The organism is Pantoea sp. GM_Pan_3 (genome assembly GCF_026541045.1).
Lineage (GTDB): Bacteria > Pseudomonadota > Gammaproteobacteria > Enterobacterales > Enterobacteriaceae > Pantoea > Pantoea anthophila.
In genome coordinates this window covers 20,899-38,525 of record NZ_JALNVA010000006.1, presented here as the reverse complement: position 1 = coordinate 38,525, position 17,627 = coordinate 20,899, and the positions used below count along the sequence as shown (strand labels likewise).

The following is a 17,627-nucleotide window of genomic DNA, read 5'->3' as shown; positions in this document are numbered from 1 at the left end:
TGCCGCGTTACCGATCGAAATGAATCACGCCTTTGATCAGTTCACGATTGTTGATGACCTGCGGTTCAAAGGTTTCATCCAGCGTGGAGAACGCCAGAGAGTGATTCAGCATCATGCTGGCGCGCAGCTGACCGCTGGCCATCAGGGAGCAGACCCGATCAAAATCTTCGCGGGTGGCGTTGCGGCTCCCGAGCAGGGTGGCCTCTTTTTTGTGAAACTCACTGTCCGGGATCACCAGATCGCCTTTGTGCAGTCCGACATAGACGACCGTGCCGCCGTGCCGTATCAGGCTGACCGCGTTGTTCATGGCCGCCGGGTTGCCGGTGGCGTCGATCACTTTCAGCGGCAGCCGCCCGCCCGATTGCTCGCGCAGCGCCGCATCGAATGCCGCGTCTGCCGGGTTCAGCGCCACCAGGCCAAGCTGGTCAGCGACATGCTGACGACGAAATGCGCTGGTGTCCGCCACGATCACCTGCGCACCGCTGGCAGCGGCAATGGCAGCCACACCCAGGCCAATCGGCCCCGCTCCCACCACCAGCACCTGCTCATCAGCGGTCACGCCAGCCCGACGCACCGCATGCGCGCTGATGGCAAACGGCTCAATTAGCGCAGCCGCCTCCGGTGTCACTTCATCCACCGCCAGCAGCGTGCTGACCGGCACGCTTAAGTAGTCGCTGAATCCCCCATCCTGATGGACGCCAATCACGGAGATCTGCTCACAGCAGTTGGTTTTACCGCTCTGGCAGGCGTCGCAGTGCAGGCAGGCGATGTAGGGCATAAGCGCCACCCGCTGGCCCGGCTGAACACCTTCAGCGCCACGGCCCAGCGCGACCACCTCCGCACAGATTTCATGGCCCAGCACCCGGGGATAGCTGAAAAAGGGCTGATTGCCGGACCAGGCGTGGATGTCTGTTCCGCAGATCCCGGCGGTAAGAATTTTGATCAGCGCCTCGCCCGCGGCGGGCGCTGGCCTGTCGCGGGTGGCCCAGACCATTCTGCGTGGTTCAGCGATGACCAGTGCTTTCATTGTTGTCATGGTGAGTCTCCGGTTGTCCTGCAGGCAGTTATGCCGAATCCGGCAGCGGACGCGGGTCTCGCTTGCCGGAAGTGTGAAGCACCACGGTTTTTTTGGGCTCTGAATGGTTTTTAATGCATAAAAAACCGGAGAGTGCGATGAGCCGCAGCCAGAATTTGCGTCAGAACGTGGTTAACCAGATGCTGGAAAGTATTGCTCAGCGCCATATTCGCTCCCCGCTGCCGCCACAGGCGGCACTGGCGGAGATGTTCAATATCAGCCGGACCACGGTGCGCCATACCCTGCACTACCTGCATCAGTGCGGCGTACTGGATAAGGTTGAACAGACCTGGGTTATCGTACGCGAGCCGCGCGAAGAGGACAGCTTCAGCGCCGTCCCGCCGCCGATTGAGCAGCAGGCCAGCCACGTAGAGCAGATGTTTTTTAATCTGATTAACCAGCGGCAGCTGGTGCCGGGTGACACGTTCAGCGAACTGCAGCTGGCGCAGCAGGTGAAGGTCAGTCCGGTCGTGGTGCGTGAATTTCTGCTGCGTTTTATGCGCTATGACCTGCTGGAGCCGGTTAAACGCGGCCAGTGGCGGATGAAGAAATTCACCCAGGACTACGCGGAGAAGCTGTTTGAACTGCGCGAGATGCTGGAAACCCACGCCCTGAGCCGCTTCCTGAATCTGCCCGCCAGTGATGAGCGCTGGGTTCAGGCGCGGGATCTGCTGGATCGCCATCGATCGATGCGCGACACCATCGCCAGCAACTATCGCCACTTTGCCGCGCTGGATCGGCAGATGCATTCCCTGATCTTATCCGCCGCCAGCAATCCGTTCTTCAATCAGTCGCTGGAGATCATCTCGGTGATCTTTCATTCGCACTATCAGTGGGATGAGAGCGATCTTAAGCAGCGCAATATCGTGGCGCTGGAGGAGCATATGGCGATTCTGACCGCGCTGATTGGCCGTCAGGATGTCGACGCGCTCTGCGCCCTGCACAACCATTTGGCCACCGCAAAAACCTCCATGGTGCGATCAATCAGCCAGTACAATTAAAAACCGATTAAAAACCACAAAGCATTAGCTCCCGCACGCTTCAGAAACATCTTTGCAACATCCTTTTCCCTTTGCTCTTAGTCTCGACGGTAACGTCACGGCGGCCTTTTGCCGCTGCGCGCAGACCCTTCTCACCATAACGATAACCAGCCAGTTTCGGGAGAGTGCAATGGAAAAGACCTCAGTATCCGGCCGTGATCGCGCGTCCGGTGAGATGACACCAGACCAGGATTTCGTGCCCATGCGCAGCGACGTGGTGCGCTCACCGCGCATCCGTAAGATTCAGGTCACCGCGATGCTGCTGTTGCTGTTTGCGGCCGTCATCAACTATCTGGATCGCAGCTCGCTGTCGGTGGCCAATATGACTATCCGTGAGGAGATGGGACTGAGCGCCACCGAAATCGGCGTTCTGCTCTCCGCTTTTTCGCTGGCTTATGGTCTGGCGCAGCTGCCGTGCGGTGCGCTGCTGGATCGCAAAGGGCCACGCATCATGCTCGGCATCGGCATGTTCATCTGGTCACTGTTTCAGGCGGCCTCTGGCCTGGTGCACAACTTCACCCAGTTTGTGCTGGTGCGCATCGGCCTCGGCATTGGCGAAGCGCCGATGAACCCGTGCGGCGTCAAAGTGATCAACGACTGGTTCAATATCAAAGATCGCGGCATGCCGATGGGGATGTTTAACGCCGCCTCGATGATAGGGCTGTCGGTTGCACCGCCGATTCTGGCGGCGATGATGCTGGTGATGGGCTGGCGGGGGATGTTTGTCACCATCGGCATCCTCGGCATCTTCCTCGCCATTGGCTGGTACATGGTCTATCGCGACCGCGATAACCGCACCCTGAGCGCCGAAGAGATCCACTATCTGCAGGCGGGCAGCGTGGCGTCACGCAAAGAGCCGATCAGCTTCAGGGAGTGGCGCGGCCTGTTTAAGCAGCGCACCATGTGGGGCATGATGATTGGCTTCAGCGGCATCAACTATACCGCCTGGCTCTATATCGCCTGGCTGCCGGGCTATCTGCAGTCGACTTATCACCTCGATCTCAAAAGCACGGGCCTGCTGGCGGCGATTCCGTTCCTGTTCGGCGCGGCGGGCATGCTGCTGAATGGCTATGTGGTCGATACGCTGGTGCGCCGCGGGTTTAACGCGGTGAAAACCCGCAAAGTCTGCATCGTCAGCGGCATGCTGCTGTCAGCCGGATTTACCGCCGTCGTCACCCGCGCGACCGACACCACCAGCGCCGTGACGCTGATCGGCATGGCGCTGTTCTGTATCCACTTTGCCGGTACGTCGTGCTGGGGGCTGATCCACGCCAACGTTACCGCGCGCATGACCGCCTCGGTCGGCAGCATTCAGAACTTCGCCAGCTTTATCTTTGCCTCGTTTGCGCCGGTCATTACCGGCTGGGTGCTCGACACCACCCAATCGTTCAGCCTGGCACTGATGATTTGCGCCTGTGTCACGCTCATCGGCGCTCTCGCCTATCTGCTGCTGGTGCGTAAGCCGATCACCGACGGTGAATAACCCCCCGCTGACGGCGCGGCGGTCAGCTCAGCGTCGTCAGCGTAACCCCATGTTTCGCCCCGTAACGCTGAATACCGGCGATCACCTTCTCCGTGCTGAGCGGCGGTGGCGGTGGCAGCAGCGGTGCTCTTTCACGCAGCGCCGAGTCGAAGCGGGCAAAGGTAGCAAAATCGCGCGGGAACCGCTCTTCATCCACGCCGATGAAGACCCCCTCATCACGGGCATGGGCCAGCAGCGCCCGCCAGCGATCAATCTCCGCCAACCCGATGCTGTCGGTACCGTGAGAAAAGAGCATCATGTCGATATTGCGGAACGGCGGCTGTTTTTCCAGGAAGCGTTGCAGGGCCGCCGCTGACGGCTCGGTGCAGAACACCAGCCAGAACGGGATAGCCTGCTGCCGGATGCTGCTCCACGGGTCCATCAGCAGGAAACTGTCCACCGTCAGACGGGTCGGTAAAATACCGGCAGCCAGATACCAGTCACGATAGATCTCTGCCACCACATAACTCATCGCTTCCGGATCTTCATAGCGAATCTCCATCAGCTTCCAGTTCTGGGCTTCCGCCAGCTTTTTCAGCGGCGAGATGAGATAGCCATCCAGCCCCCACTCCGCTTCCGGCACCCGATCGGTGATGGCGGGCGGTGTCCAGCGCTCGCGGTCAACGCCATAGCGTGCCAGATACTCCGCAACCCGCGGACCACCCTGTAAATACTCCTGCTCGGTTGCCCCGCCGAGCGCGCCAAACTGAAAGAAGGAGCGATCGCTGGTGCGCGTGACCGGCCACTGGCGGGTACAGTGATTAATGAACAGGGTGGATCCGGCAGGCAGGCTGCCCATCAGGAACTCGTTAAAGGCCAGCGGCAGGTCGCGCAGTTTCAGCCGGAAATAGCGCATCTGGTCCAGCATCAGTCGATCCTGATTGGGGTCCTGCATATGGTGAACCGCCAGCCGCGGCCAGGCCGAGAGCAGCGCAGCGGCAATCTCTTTACCCTCCTCAAAACCTGCCTGCGCATCATCGGGATCGCTGCTGGTTGCCCGCACCGGGCAGAGAAAGGTTTGTGGTAGCCAGGGCACGCCCATCGCCGCCGCCAGATGCATCAGCGCACCGTTCGACGAGCCGATAAAGGCGGCGGGATAATCCTGCTGGGGATACTCACTGACCATCCATTCGGCGATGCCCTCCACATCCAGCTCCCCCGCCTGGCGCAGGCTGATGCCCTCTGCCATCCCGCCCAGCGCGTAGCCCCACTCCCGCAGTCCGGTCGGCAGCCGGTTCAGCGACGGCAGCAGCCGATCCAGCGTCGGAGATTGGCTGGGACTGGCAAAGGGGCGATCGTGCAGCGCATTCGCCAGCGCCAGCAGCATCGCTGCGGCGGAGTCAAAACGGGCAATACCTTTCGGGGGTTTACTCATGCTGATTCTCCTGCTGAATGCGCGCCAGGAACGGGCGAATGGCGTGACAGAAACTCCACGGATAGACGTAATGCAGGGTGTGCGTGCCGTCGCGCAGTGTGATCAGTTCGCTGTGCGGCATCAGCGCGGCAAGCTCATCCAGCCAGCGTGCCGGACAGACCGGATCGCGCGAGCCGCGCAGCAGCAGCGTGGGCGCATTGATGTAGGTAAGGCGATGCTCGATGTGGTCGCGCATCATCTCACGCATCGTGCCAAAGGCGCGGCGCAGACCCGCTTTAGCGTAATCGATGCGGGCCAGCGGCCCCGGCGGTCGCCGGGTTTCCAGCCGGCCATTGCGCCAGTCGCGCCACAGCTGTCGCGGCAGGCTGCGGGCATGGCGGTCCACCGTCGGACCCTGCAGCACCAGCCCCGCCACCGCCTGCGGATGCTTCACCGCCAGCGCGGCCAGAATCTGACAGCCAAACGAGTTACCGACCCAGATTGCGCGCTGAAAGCCGTTGTGCTGCAGCCACAACCAGAGCGCCTCCGCCTGCTGGTCGACTGACATCACCGGCGCAGAAGCGGGCAGCGTACTGGCTCCGAAGCCAGGCAGGTCGGGCACCAGCACGTGATAGTCGCGGCTCAGCGCCAGCGCCAGCGGCTCCATCGCCCGGCCTGACATCACCAGTCCGTGGATCAGCACCACCGGCAGTCCCTTATCCTCATTGGGCGTGACCCGGGTGAACATCCGCCAGTCGCCCACCTGCTGAAAGTAACCGGCCATGCCGGCATGGTGGCTGCGCGGTGACACCGGCGGTGTCTGTTTCAGCTGCTGCCAGCGTTTCATGCCCCACAGGGTGGCCGCCACACCTAATCCCACGCCTGCCACCATCGCTGCCTGTTTTCGTCGCTGCTTCTGGCTCATCCACTGCTCCTGTTTCGGGGAGAATAATTCAGTGTAGGCCGGGATCGGATGGGAGGCGGTTTATCGGTGTCATGGCGAGGAAAAGTTCAGCGTGTCTCTTGCGTGGAGGCGGGACGCCGGAAAGCGTGTCTTCAGCCCCCGGATTCGCGGAGAGGGAAAAGGCGCCAGCGCGCCTTTTCCCACTTTTTACTGTGCTTTGCGATAGGGATCTTTGATTAATGCCACGGAGAACGCCCCAATCAGCAGCACGGCAGAGACCGCCAGCAGTGCCCAGGTAAATCCCCCGCTGCTCTGGCGGATATAGCCAATCAGGGAGGGGCCGACAAAGCCGCCCAGATTCCCGACAGAGACGATCATGGCTAATCCGCCTGCGGCTGCGCTGCCGGTAAGAAAGCCCGAAGGGAGAGCCCAGAATGAGGCCTGAAAAGCGAGAATGCCGCTGACGGTAAAGCAGAGTGCCAGCATCTTCAGAACGGGCTCATTCACGACGGCGCTGCAGGCCAGCGCAAAGGCGGCGATAACGAGTGCACCACTGATCCAGCGAATGCGATGTCCGGAGGCATTGGCCCGCCGGGCCCAGAACAGCATGCTGAACGCGGCACAAATGTAGGGTAATGCGGTCAGGAAACCGGTGGTGGTGTGGCTGACGCCAAGCTGGCGGATGATCTGCGGCATCCACAGGCCCACCCCGATCGAACCGACAATCCCGCAGAAGTTAATAAACGCCAGCAGATAAAGCAGCGGATTCCGCAGCGCATCGCGCAGGCTGGAGCCGTGTGCTTTTTCAATCTGCTGCTGCTCGTTCTTCAGTCGTCTGCTCAGCAGGGACTTTTCCGTGTCGCTCAGCCAGTTTGCCTTCTCCGGGCGGTCGTTAAGGAAGAAGAGGCACAGCACGCCGAGGATCACCGCCGGGAACCCTTCCAGCAGCAGCAGCCACTGCCAGTTACGGATATGTTCATGCCCGGTGATTTGCATCAGCATCCCCGACAGGGGAGCGCCGATGATATTGGCGACGGGGATCCCGACTAAAAAGGCGGCCGTAATTTTTGCGCGCCAGCTTCCGGGGAACCAGTATGTGAAGAACAGGTAAATACCGGGCGTGAATCCGGCTTCGGCCACCCCCAGACAAAAACGGGCAAAGGCAAAGCTCAGGGGGCCGGACACGAAGGCGGTAGCCATGGAGATGAGTCCCCATGAGATCATGATGCGGGCAATCCAGATACGGGCGCCCACTTTTTGCATGATCAGGTTGCTGGGCACTTCAAACAGAAAATAGCCGATAAAAAACATCCCGGCGCCGAATCCGAACTGCTCAGCCGTGATGCCCAGATCGGCATTCATGCCCAGCGCCGCGAAGCTGACGTTGGTGCGATCCAGATAACTGACGACATAACAGATGAAAATAAAAGGCAGGATGCGGCGAAACGCTTTACCGGCTGCCTGTTCACTTTGTTCAAAATCCTTTTGATTCATCTCTTCACGATCGCCGGACACGGTTTCCGGCTCCGCAGGTGAGCCGGTGCTTACAGTATGCAGATTCATGAGTGCCTCCGCTGCGTTCAGAGAACGCAGAGTTGTTCTTAGAGAAATGCAGTGGACATAAAGGACAGTGGATGGCCGGGCGTCTTCATTGAACAGGTAAGAATGCTGCCGCTGACCGATTCGGTAATAAACAGCTGCTGTAAATTTTCGCCACCAAAGCAGAGGTTGGTGGTGGAGCGTCCGGCGGGACTGGTGAGGATTTCGGCAGGCTCAGCCAGATCGTTGAGCAGCCAGACGCGACCCAGCCCCGGATTGGCAATCAGTAGTTCACCCTGCGCGTTGATGGCCAGTCCATCGGGACCGCTGGGCCCGTGCGAGGTAAAATATTGACTCACTTTGCTGACCGACCCATCACGCTGAAGCGGCACGCGCCAGATGGCATTGCCGCGCGTCATCGCGACATAAAGCACTTTTTCATCTGGCGACAGAACCAGCCCGTTTGGGCTTGGACAGTTATCCAGCAGGATATCCAGTCGTCCGTCCTGGCTGAGACGATAAACACGGCCAGTCGGATCGTGAAGTCCCGTCTGACCCTGATCGGTGAAATAGAGGTTGCCCCGGCTGTCGGGCGTTAAATCGTTCACACCGCGAAAGCTCTCACTGTGGCGGCGAGGCAGCCACGGCGTCACGTCCTGCGTTTTAAGCGAGAGCTTCATTAACCCGTGATGATAATCCGTAATCAGAAGGGTATCCGGATCGACGAGTTTCATGCCGTTCGGTTCGCCATCATATTGCACGACGAGATCCCAGTTGCCTGCCATATCGACCCGGAATATCCGGCCATACGGGATATCGGTCAGGTACAGACAACCGGAAGGGTGCCAGACCGGCCCTTCCAGGAAGGAGTCGGTAAGCTGTCCTCCACGATTGGCGGCAGCCCAGACATTGTTGCTATCAGGGGAACGAAAGTGGTCGGGCAGCCGGGTAAAAATTGATGTCTCCCTGACATCCGCCTGCGTCAGATAAGTCATAGAATGGTGTCCTTTTCAGTGAATCCCTTAACCCGGCTGACACAATCCGTGCGCACGTGCGCGTCTCTGCGGTGAATCAGCGGTGTCTCATCAGCGAACATAGCCTGCCTCACAGTCTGTTTTACTGAGTAAAACTCAGGTGTACATGATGAAATCACTATATCGACGACACTGGCGCTGATGCCAGTGTTATGAGCTTGTTTATTATGTAAACAAGATATCACTCACAAATTATGCTGACATGTACCGGCCAGGTCATGAACTGCAGACGGGCGAAAAGCGAGAAAGGCTGAAGCCGCTTTTTAAAATGATGATGAAAAAGGGTTGAAATCGTGTATAAAAAATATAATTTTTAACCTTTTATACCCGGAGAAGAAATGATCACCTGTCACGTCAAATACGTTATCGATCCCTATCAGATACGCGAATTTGAAAATTATGCTTCGGAATGGAACCGATTCAGGGTTTAAGAAAGAGAACGGAGAAACGGAGGCGGCAACCTGAACAGAACTCAGGCGCAGAAAAAGCGGGTTTCAGTCAGCGGAAGCAAAACAGAGAGGTGATAATCACCGGTCGATCCCTGACCGCGATTATCGAGGGTTTCCTGCGGGGTGCTCAGGAGATGGCACCCGGCGGTACGTGTTTGAACGTCTCAACGTAAGCACGGAACACGTATTTGAAAATGCGTTTCATGGAGCACCTGATTCAAATTAAGTTGAAGATATACTGAAAAAGTATAACTTCTGTGCGTTTTAACAGCAAATAAATTTGAACCCGATCACAAAACTACGGCTTCTCGCTTCATAAAAAACTATGCGGTGTAGCCGAGATGCTGCAGCAGAATGGTGGAACCAACGGCAATTAAGACGAGGCCACCGAGCACTTCCGCCCATTTACCCAGCACCGGACCAATAAAGCGCCCGACCAGGACACCGGTCGTCGCCATTACCGTGGTCGCGGCACCAATCGTCAGCGCGGTAGTGATGATGTTCACCTGTAAAAAGGCCAGGCCAACGCCGACCGCCAGCGCATCAAGGCTGGTGGCTACCGCAGTGGTCGCCAGTACCACAAAGCCGTGGCTTTTTGGCGCTTCACAGGGTTCGGCAGCCGCAGTCTGACGGAAGCCTTCCATCATCATACGGCCACCCAGGAACGCCAGCAGTGTAAACGCGACCCAGTGGTCCCACGCCATGATGTAACGGCTGGCTGCCAGGCCGAGTGCCCAGCCAATCAGCGGGGTCAGTGCTTCAATAGAGCCGAAAATCAGACCGGTGCGCAGCGCTTCTTTAAAACCAGGACGATGCAGCGTCGCACCTTTGCCCAGCGCAGCAGCAAATGCGTCCATCGACATACCCAGCGCAAGAATTAACGTAGCAATAAAGGTCATGATTTATTCACCTGGGGCGAAAAAGCGGCTAATCACGCTGAATTCACCACACAAAGTGTTCAGTTATGAAAAAGTGCGCGCAGTCTACCATGCAAACCCGCAGATAAAAAGACAGCAAAATCAGGGATTTAAGTATAGCAAAGGCTATAACTCTTATCTTCCGCTATGAATGGACCTAAGTCGATGGTGGCAAAGCGTTTTCTAGCCACTCTGAGTGCCTGAATCCCCGCTCCATTCGCCTTTGCGCCCGACACCGCCATTGAACCGCGCGACCAATTACCGGAAAATGCCGGGCTGATAATGATGGGATACCGGTAATGAATAACCCTTTTGAAACGTTGATCGTGCCTGGTGGCATTCTGCTGCTGGGTTTTCTCTCGGCGCTGCTGCTGCCCGCCCCTGCCTTCAGCCTGACCGTGGCGCAGCATCTGCTGCAGCTGTTCCATCTGCAGGATCTCAATCAGCTTTACACGGTCGTGTTCTGCATCTGGTTTTTACTGCTGGGCGCGCTGGAGTTTTTCGTTATCCGCTTTGTCTGGCGTCGCTGGTTCAGGGCCTGACGGCACAATGGGCGTCCACCAGCGCTTTTAGTTGTCCGGCGCTGCGGGCATAGCCTTCGCGCGGCAGATGTGCCGCGCCCAGCAACAGGCCTGCGCGGCGCTGCTTCGCATCCTGATACCAGAGTGACAGCGGCGAGGGTGCTATCCCCCACTCTGCCGCCTGCTGAGCAATAAGCTGGTCCGGGGAACCGGCGGGCAGGCGAATGATCACCGCCAGCCCGGCGCGTTGCAGGTCCGGAAAATGGGGGTGCAGCGCGGCAACCATCTGCTCCAGCCGCTCGTGATACACACGCTTCATCCGCCGCAGATGCCGCATGAAGTGACCTTCCCGCAGAAACTCCGCGACCGCATTGTGCAGCAATCCTGCTGATGCCGGTGCCAGTAACGCGCACACCTCACCGAACCGGGCAGCCAGTGCAGGCGGTACCACCATAAAACCGAGCCGCAGTTGTGGCGTCAGCGTCTTGCTGAACGTGCCGATATGCAGGACCCGTCCCTCGCTGTCGAGGGCGGCCAGCGCTGGCGCGGCGCGATGACCAGGCTGGAGCTCACCCAGATAGTCATCTTCAATAATCCAGCGCTGTTCGCGGCTGGCCCACTCAAGCAGGGCATGGCGGCGCGCCAGACTCATCGTCATGCCAAGCGGTGCCTGCTGGCCCGGCGTCACCAGCGCGAAAGCGGCGTCCGGTGCACGCGTCACCCCGGCAGCGACCTGCATCCCCTCCTCGTCGACCGGCACCGCAACCGGGCTGACCCGCAACGCTTCCACCGCGCCGCGCGCCAGCCAGAATCCGGGATCTTCCAGCCAGGCGGTTTTGCCCTGAAAATCCATCGCCAGGCCAATCAGCCCCATCGCGCCTGCATAGCCACTGGTAATGATGATCTGCTCCGCCTGACAGCGCAGACCGCGCGCCACCCCCAGATAGGCCACCAGCGCCTGACGCAGTGCCAGACTGCCACGCGGATCGGGATAGCTGGCTGGCCGGCTGACCTGCATTCGCGCCTGCCGCTGCAGGATGCGCAGCCAGACTTTGGCCGGGAACGCATCGCTGGCGGGCGTCCCCATCTGGAAGGTTAGCGGCGGGGCATCAAACGCCTCGATCCCTTCAGAGTGCGGCGGAAGGCACCCGGCATCGGATCGGACCGATTTTAATGGCGGCAGGGTGCTGACGAAGGTGCCCGCCGCGCCCCGGGTCTCCAGAAACTGACCATCGGCCAGCATGTCATAACCGGCACGGACGGTGCCGCGGGCAACACCGAGCTGCGCGGCCAGATCGCGACAGGAAGGCAGACGCGCCCCCGGCTGTAAACGGCCTTCACCAATCGCCTGCTCAATCAGCTGGCGCAGCTGTTCGCTCAGACCACGCGACGTACCGCGCTGCAGCGTCAGCGAGAAAAGGGGCGATGGACCAGTCAGACTCTCATTTTTTGGCACTTTATCTGCTCCATTCAAAGGCCGAAAATCGCCTCATCAATCCCAGGAGGCAATAAGATGAGCGAACGTATCGATTTTCACCAGGCAGCACCGGCAGGCATGAAAGCACTGAGCGGCATATACGGTTATCTGTCACAAACCGATCTGCCGCTCACTTTACTGGAACTGCTGTTCCTGCGCATATCGCAGATTAACGGCTGCGCTTACTGCATTGATATGCATACAAAAGCGCTGAACAAGGCGGGGATCGGCTGGGATAAAATTGTACTGACGTCGGTCTGGCACGAATCCGGCACCCTGTTCAGTGAAAAAGAGAAAGCGGCCCTGCAGTGGGCGGAGTGCCTGACGCTGATTGCACAGCATGGTGCGCCGGAAACAAGTTATACCGCGCTGAGGGAGCACTTCAGTGACAAAGCGATTGTCGATCTGAACATCGCCATTGGCCTGATGAACACCTACAACCGCATGGCGATAAGTCTGAAAAAGCTGCCTGCCAGTGCGAATGCGTCATAAGTGAAACCGATGCGTGCGCCGCTGCGCGCGCATTTTCAGACTCACAAAAATGTAACATTATTTTTACACAAGAGCCTATCTGGCTGCTTTATCAACAATTCAAACTATTCCGCATTGCATAATAAATCGCTAAAATTCAGATAATTAAATAATTCCGCACCGTTCATATCGATTCTGCCGTTGCACCATCATGGCGCTTTTCCGCAACATCCTTTCCGGGTTAACCCCCTGACTTAACAATAAAAAATCCCTAATCGCGCAGCCATGCTGATGATTAATTCTTATGCTGAATCATTTCTGCATTTAAAAAATAAACAAATGTTTAATTCAGGGGTGAGAATGTTATATTCGGATGACAAAGCATAACGTGCAGTTAACCCGTTATCACCGCTTTAACCTATACCTGAGACTTAACCTTTGAGAAATAGCGCAACGCGCTCGCAAGAAGCGTGACTATTTCGCCTGCAAAACTGTTGGGCTTCAGGTCAACAGAAGAGGAGATGTCGCCTCATGTGCAATTCAGCTGTAAACCTTGCGCTCGCGATGAGTGCCATGGCAAAGGACACCACTACCGCGCAGGAGCGCAAAGACGTTGACGTGCTGCTGATTGGCGCAGGTGTGATGAGCGCTACCCTCGGTGCATGGCTGCAGGATTTAGCGCCGGACTGGTCCATCGAAATGGTGGAGCGGCTGGACAGCGTGGCCGAGGAGTCGTCCAACGGCTGGAATAACGCCGGCACCGGTCATGCCGCCCTGGCCGAGCTGAACTATACGCCGCAGCAGGCGGATGGCAGCATCGACATCTCTAAAGCGGTGACGATCAACGAATCGTTCCAGATTTCCCGCCAGTTCTGGTCATATCAGGTCCAGAAAGGCAACCTGCGCAATCCCAAAAGCTTTATTCACAGCACGCCACACATGAGTTTTGTCTGGGGAGACGACAACGTCGAATTCCTGCGCAAACGCTATCAGGCGTTGCAGAAAAGCACCCTGTTCCGGGGCATGGCCTACTCCGAAGATCCGCAGCAGATTGCGCGCTGGATCCCGCTGGTCATGAATGGCCGCGATCGCCGTCAGAAAGTGGCCGCGACCTGGACGGAGATGGGCACCGATGTGAACTTCGGTGAAGTAACGCGTCAGCTGATCGCCTCCTTAGAGAAGAAGGCGAACTTCCGCCTGCGTCTGCGTCAGGAAGTGCGTGACCTGAAGCAGCTTGCTGACGGGCGCTGGCAGGTGACGCTGCAGTGTCTGAACAGCGGCAACCGCCGCACGCTGACAGCGGGCAAAATCTTTATCGGCGCTGGCGGCGCGGCATTGCCGCTGCTGCAGAAGGCCGGTATCCCGGAAGCGAACGGCTACGCCGGATTCCCGGTAGGGGGTTCGTTCCTGGTGACGGAAAATCCGCAGGTAGTGGCGCAGCATATGGCCAAGGTCTACGGCAAAGCCAGCGTCGGCGCACCGCCGATGTCCGTGCCGCACGTTGACACCCGCGTACTGGATGGCAAGCAGGTGCTGCTGTTTGGCCCGTTCGCCACCTTCTCCACCAAGTTCCTGAAGCAGGGTTCGCTGATGGATATGTTCACCTCTCTGAACAGCAGCAACATGCTGCCGATGGTGAAAGTGGGGCTGAAAAGTTTCGATCTGGTGAAATACCTGATGGATCAGGTGCTGCAAAGCGATCGCGACCGTATGGACGCCCTGCGCGCCTATGTGCCGCAGGCGAAGCAGGAGGACTGGCGGTTAGTGACGGCCGGTCAGCGTGTGCAGATCATCAAGAAGGATGAGAAAGAGGGTGCTGTATTGCGTCTCGGCACCGAAGTGGTCGCCTCACAGGATGGGACGATTTCAGCACTGCTGGGCGCCTCACCGGGCGCCTCGACAGCGGCACCGATTATGCTGGAACTGCTGCATAAGGTCTGTCCTGAGCAGATGGCCACGCCGGAATGGCAGAATAAAATCCGCGCCGTCATCCCTTCCTGGGGCCGTAAGCTGAACGGTGACGTGGCCCTGACAGAGAAAGTGTTGGCCGAAACCAGCCGTATTCTGCAGCTCGACTATTCGCCGGTGACACCGATGGCGGCAAACGATGAAGGACGTGAAACCGCTTTCGTTGTCGGCAAGTAATTCCGCACCGCTGATAAAAAGGCTCCGCACAGCGGGGCCTTTTTTATTGGCCGGTTGCCTGGTCGTCCTGGGGTTTCTCTATTAGGGTTAAGAGATCTTTTAGCTGAACACTCAGGAGGAAAAGGCATGTCTTACTCCCCTGCTTCACCGGAATTCACGCTGCTTGACCGCTACTGGCGGGCGGCGAACTACCTCTCCGTCGGGCAGATCTACCTGATGGATAACCCGCTGTTGCGCGAGCCACTCAGGCCGGAACATATCAAACCGCGCCTGCTGGGCCACTGGGGCACCACGCCAGGGCTGAATTTTATCTATGCCCACCTCAACCGGATTATCCGGCAGCAAAATCTGAACATGATCTACATCTGCGGACCCGGGCACGGCGGCCCCGGCATGGTGGCAAACACCTGGCTGGAGGGCAGCTACAGCGAAATTTATCCGCACATCAGCCAGGATGCGGCGGGCATGCAGCGCCTGTTTAAACAGTTCTCCTTCCCGGGCGGCATTCCCAGCCACGCGGCCCCGGAGACGCCCGGCTCAATTCATGAAGGGGGGGAGCTGGGCTATTCGCTCTCTCATGCATTTGGCGCGGCTTTCGATAATCCTGACCTGGTGGTGCCCTGCGTCATCGGCGACGGCGAAGCGGAAACCGGACCGCTGGCGTCCAGCTGGCACGGCATCAAATTCCTCAATCCGCAACGTGATGGCGCGGTGTTACCTATTCTGCATCTCAACGGCTACAAGATTGCTAACCCGACGCTGCTGGGTCGCAGCAGCGATGAAGATCTGCGTCAGCTGTTCAGCGGTTACGGCTATGAACCGCTGTTTGTCAGCGGGCATGAGCCGGAGAAAATGCATCCGCTGATGGCGGAAGCGCTGGACAATGCTCTGGCAAAAATCACCGCCTTCCAGCGTGAGGCGCGCCAGGGCAACGCCACGACCGATGTGCCGCGCTGGCCGATGATTATCCTGCGCAGCCCCAAAGGCTGGACCGGCCCCAAAACGGTCGACGGCAAAAAAGTAGAGGATTTCTGGCGGGCGCATCAGGTGCCGGTCGCCGCCTGTCGTGAAGATGAAGGTCATCGTCAGATTCTGGAAACGTGGATGCGAAGCTACCAGCCGGATGATCTGTTCGATGAACAGGGTCGCCTGAAGCCGGAGCTGCAGGCGCTGGCGCCGGAGGGCGACAAGCGCATGGGGGCTTCGCCTTATGCTAATGGCGGCCTGCTGCGCCGTGAGCTGGAGACGCCGGCGCTCGCCGCGTTTGCCTGCGAGGTCGGCGAACCGGGTTCACAGATGGCGCAGGCTACCGAGCATCTGGGACGCTACCTCAGCGTGCTGTTTCAGCGAAACCGCGACAACTTCCGGCTGTTTGGCCCGGATGAAACCGCCTCAAACCGCCTGACGCCGGTCTTCGACGTGACCAGCCGCACCTGGCTGGAAAGAACAGAGCCTTACGACGAGCAGCTGGCGCGCGATGGCCGCGTCATGGAAATTCTCAGTGAGCATCAGTGTCAGGGCTGGCTGGAGGGCTATCTCCTGACCGGCCGTCACGGGCTGTTCAACTGCTATGAAGCCTTTATCCACATTATCGATTCCATGTTTAACCAGCATGCCAAGTGGCTGAAAGTCACGCGTAAGCTGGGCTGGCGTAAGCCCATCTCCTCACTCAACTATCTGCTCTCTTCGCACGTCTGGCGCCAGGACCACAATGGCTACAGCCATCAGGACCCCGGCTTTATCGATCACGTTGCCAATAAGAAAGCGGACATCGTACGTATCTATCTGCCGCCCGATGCCAATACGCTGCTCTGGGTAGGCGACCACTGCCTGCGCACCTGGGACCGCATTAATGTCATTGTGGCGGGCAAACAGCCTGCGCCGCAGTGGCTCGACATGGCCAGTGCCATAACCCACTGCGAAGCGGGCATGGGCGAATGGCGCTGGGCAGGCACCACGCCCGATAATGCACAGCCGGATGTGGTGATGGCCTGTGCCGGTGATGTGCCCACCATGGAAACCCTGGCGGCCGTCGATCTGCTGCGCGAGATGCTGCCTGAACTGCGGATTCGGGTGGTAAACGTGGTCGATTTAATGGCGCTGCAGACGCAGGATCAGCACCCGCATGGCAAATCCGATACGGAATTTGATGCGCTGTTTACGCAGGATAAACCGGTGATTTTTGCCTTCCACGGCTATCCGACGCTGGTGCATCGCCTGACCTATCAGCGCACCAATCATCGCAACTTCCACGTGCGTGGCTTCAATGAAGAGGGCACCACCACCACGCCATTTGATATGACGGTACTCAACGAACTGGACCGCTATCATCTGGCGCAGGAGGCGATTCTGCGCGTGCCCGGGCTGGCGGATGCTCATCCCGGGCTGCTGGAGGATTTGCAGCAGCGTCTGGCCGCGCATCACCAATATGTCCGCGAACATGGCGAGGATCTGCCGGAGGTGCAGAACTGGAAATGGCCATCCGCCACTGCACCAGGCGCGCCTGATTAAGCGGCCTGCAGCGCGTCGGTCACCATCCAGACGGTGGTCGCCACCAGCGACAGCGCCATCAGGCTGTTAAACAGCTGGCGCTTCCAGGCAATCTGCAGATGGCTGCGCAGGCGGTCGCCCAGCGCAGCCCAGATCAGGATGCAGGGCAGATTGAGCAGCATGAAGCAGATCATTACCGTTACAACGCCGCTGCTGGCGCTGTAGAGCAGTGCCACGTTGCTGGCCATCAGCCAGGCTTTGGGGTTAATCGCCTGGAAACAGGCGCCACCCAGCAGCGTCATCGGCTGCGGCCGGGTTCGCGTTTCGGGGGCGGCAGCACGAAAGATCTTCCAGGAGAGCCACAACAGATAGGTGCAGCCTGCCAGCGTCAGCGGCAGGCGAATCGCCGACATCCAGTGCAGCAGCACCTCCAGCGCCATTCCGGCAATCACCGTTTGCACCGCACAGCCCAGTAAAATGCCGAACATCATCGGCAGGGTGCGACGCATGCCAAAATTGACCCCGGAGGTCGCCAGCAACAGATTGTTTGGGCCTGGCGTAATCGACATGACGGTGACGTAACTGAAGAAAGAGGGATCAAGCATAGTGGCGCTCCTGAAAGTGGACAGAGCTCTATGCTACGGCGCGAAAAAGGATGGTAACAGTGACACAAAATCACTATTGTGATG

The 17,627-nt window shown here is 58.6% G+C and carries 14 protein-coding genes; 6 read left to right on the top strand and 8 right to left on the bottom strand.

Annotation, left to right across the window (positions count from 1 at the left end):
* Positions 1 to 7: 7 nt before the first annotated feature.
* Positions 8 to 1,036: a zinc-binding alcohol dehydrogenase family protein gene (locus tag OXR04_RS16740; protein ID WP_140029766.1), complete on the bottom strand. Its 1,029-nt coding sequence runs from the start codon at positions 1,034 to 1,036 to the stop codon at positions 8 to 10.
* 137 nt (positions 1,037 to 1,173) lie between these two features.
* Here OXR04_RS16740 and OXR04_RS16735 point away from each other — a divergent pair, with 137 nt between their 5' ends.
* Both OXR04_RS16735 and OXR04_RS16730 read left to right on the top strand, forming a co-directional pair.
* Complete coding sequence (locus OXR04_RS16735; protein WP_267372351.1) at positions 1,174 to 2,076, top strand: GntR family transcriptional regulator; 903 nt, start codon at positions 1,174 to 1,176, stop codon at positions 2,074 to 2,076.
* A gap of 169 nt (positions 2,077 to 2,245) precedes the next feature.
* The gene (locus OXR04_RS16730) at positions 2,246 to 3,598 is read left to right on the top strand and encodes an MFS transporter (RefSeq protein WP_009087947.1); all 1,353 of its coding nucleotides are present in this window, start codon (positions 2,246 to 2,248) and stop codon (positions 3,596 to 3,598) included.
* Positions 3,599 to 3,620: 22 nt separating this feature from the next.
* Here the strand turns inward: OXR04_RS16730 and OXR04_RS16725 are convergent, their stop codons facing one another.
* From OXR04_RS16725 to mntP, 5 genes are all read right to left on the bottom strand, one after another.
* Entirely contained in the window at positions 3,621 to 5,012 is a 1,392-nt protein-coding gene (locus OXR04_RS16725) for a hypothetical protein (RefSeq protein WP_167429036.1), read from the bottom strand.
* Positions 5,005 to 5,916, bottom strand: coding sequence for an alpha/beta hydrolase (locus tag OXR04_RS16720; protein ID WP_009087951.1), 912 nt, complete (start codon positions 5,914 to 5,916; stop codon positions 5,005 to 5,007). Before OXR04_RS16720 ends, OXR04_RS16725 begins: the two co-directional genes overlap by 8 nt.
* Positions 5,917 to 6,102: 186 nt before the next feature.
* Positions 6,103 to 7,458, bottom strand: a complete 1,356-nt coding sequence (locus tag OXR04_RS16715; RefSeq protein WP_058956913.1) for an MFS transporter — start codon at positions 7,456 to 7,458, stop codon at positions 6,103 to 6,105.
* Between the two features lie 38 nt (positions 7,459 to 7,496).
* Complete coding sequence (locus OXR04_RS16710; protein ID WP_009087954.1) at positions 7,497 to 8,429, bottom strand: SMP-30/gluconolactonase/LRE family protein; 933 nt, start codon at positions 8,427 to 8,429, stop codon at positions 7,497 to 7,499.
* Between the two features lie 811 nt (positions 8,430 to 9,240).
* Positions 9,241 to 9,816, bottom strand: a complete 576-nt coding sequence (gene mntP, locus OXR04_RS16705) for a manganese efflux pump MntP (protein WP_058956910.1) — start codon at positions 9,814 to 9,816, stop codon at positions 9,241 to 9,243.
* 317 nt (positions 9,817 to 10,133) lie between these two features.
* Between mntP and OXR04_RS16700 the strand changes: the two genes are divergently transcribed.
* Positions 10,134 to 10,376 carry a DUF1158 domain-containing protein gene (locus OXR04_RS16700; RefSeq protein WP_009087958.1) on the top strand — a complete coding sequence of 81 codons (243 nt, stop codon included), beginning with the start codon at positions 10,134 to 10,136 and terminating at the stop codon, positions 10,374 to 10,376.
* Here the strand turns inward: OXR04_RS16700 and OXR04_RS16695 are convergent.
* Positions 10,366 to 11,811: a PLP-dependent aminotransferase family protein gene (locus OXR04_RS16695; protein WP_267372115.1), complete on the bottom strand. Its 1,446-nt coding sequence runs from the start codon at positions 11,809 to 11,811 to the stop codon at positions 10,366 to 10,368. The two genes, OXR04_RS16700 and OXR04_RS16695, sit on opposite strands and share 11 nt — an antisense overlap.
* A 57-nt stretch (positions 11,812 to 11,868) precedes the next feature.
* Between OXR04_RS16695 and OXR04_RS16690 the strand changes: the two genes are divergently transcribed.
* The 3 genes from OXR04_RS16690 to OXR04_RS16680 all read left to right on the top strand — a co-directional run bounded on the left by OXR04_RS16690 (position 11,869) and on the right by OXR04_RS16680 (position 16,959).
* Positions 11,869 to 12,324, top strand: a complete 456-nt coding sequence (locus tag OXR04_RS16690; protein ID WP_058956908.1) for a carboxymuconolactone decarboxylase family protein — start codon at positions 11,869 to 11,871, stop codon at positions 12,322 to 12,324.
* Between the two features lie 510 nt (positions 12,325 to 12,834).
* On the top strand, positions 12,835 to 14,448 hold the full coding sequence (gene mqo, locus OXR04_RS16685; RefSeq protein WP_154929131.1) for a malate dehydrogenase (quinone): 1,614 nt from the start codon (positions 12,835 to 12,837) through the stop codon (positions 14,446 to 14,448).
* 126 nt (positions 14,449 to 14,574) lie between these two features.
* Entirely contained in the window at positions 14,575 to 16,959 is a 2,385-nt protein-coding gene (locus OXR04_RS16680) for a phosphoketolase family protein (RefSeq protein ID WP_267372113.1), read from the top strand.
* Here the strand turns inward: OXR04_RS16680 and OXR04_RS16675 are convergent.
* A complete protein-coding gene (locus tag OXR04_RS16675; protein WP_058956905.1) occupies positions 16,956 to 17,543 on the bottom strand; it encodes a LysE family translocator in 588 nt (195 codons plus the stop codon). The genes OXR04_RS16680 and OXR04_RS16675 overlap by 4 nt on opposite strands.
* Positions 17,544 to 17,627: the final 84 nt, after the last annotated feature.

Excerpts from the sequence above, each read along its gene's own strand:
- OXR04_RS16740 (WP_140029766.1), bottom strand. The coding sequence starts at position 1,036 with ATGACAACAATGAAAGCACTGGTCATCGCTGAACCACGCAGAATGGTC.
- OXR04_RS16735 (WP_267372351.1), top strand. The coding sequence starts at position 1,174 with ATGAGCCGCAGCCAGAATTTGCGTCAGAACGTGGTTAACCAGATGCTG.
- OXR04_RS16730 (WP_009087947.1), top strand. The coding sequence starts at position 2,246 with ATGGAAAAGACCTCAGTATCCGGCCGTGATCGCGCGTCCGGTGAGATG.
- OXR04_RS16725 (WP_167429036.1), bottom strand. The coding sequence starts at position 5,012 with ATGAGTAAACCCCCGAAAGGTATTGCCCGTTTTGACTCCGCCGCAGCG.
- OXR04_RS16720 (WP_009087951.1), bottom strand. The coding sequence starts at position 5,916 with ATGAGCCAGAAGCAGCGACGAAAACAGGCAGCGATGGTGGCAGGCGTG.
- OXR04_RS16715 (WP_058956913.1), bottom strand. The coding sequence starts at position 7,458 with ATGAATCTGCATACTGTAAGCACCGGCTCACCTGCGGAGCCGGAAACC.
- OXR04_RS16710 (WP_009087954.1), bottom strand. The coding sequence starts at position 8,429 with ATGACTTATCTGACGCAGGCGGATGTCAGGGAGACATCAATTTTTACC.
- mntP (WP_058956910.1), bottom strand. The coding sequence starts at position 9,816 with ATGACCTTTATTGCTACGTTAATTCTTGCGCTGGGTATGTCGATGGAC.
- OXR04_RS16700 (WP_009087958.1), top strand. The coding sequence starts at position 10,134 with ATGAATAACCCTTTTGAAACGTTGATCGTGCCTGGTGGCATTCTGCTG.
- OXR04_RS16690 (WP_058956908.1), top strand. The coding sequence starts at position 11,869 with ATGAGCGAACGTATCGATTTTCACCAGGCAGCACCGGCAGGCATGAAA.
- mqo (WP_154929131.1), top strand. The coding sequence starts at position 12,835 with ATGTGCAATTCAGCTGTAAACCTTGCGCTCGCGATGAGTGCCATGGCA.
- OXR04_RS16680 (WP_267372113.1), top strand. The coding sequence starts at position 14,575 with ATGTCTTACTCCCCTGCTTCACCGGAATTCACGCTGCTTGACCGCTAC.
- OXR04_RS16675 (WP_058956905.1), bottom strand. The coding sequence starts at position 17,543 with ATGCTTGATCCCTCTTTCTTCAGTTACGTCACCGTCATGTCGATTACG.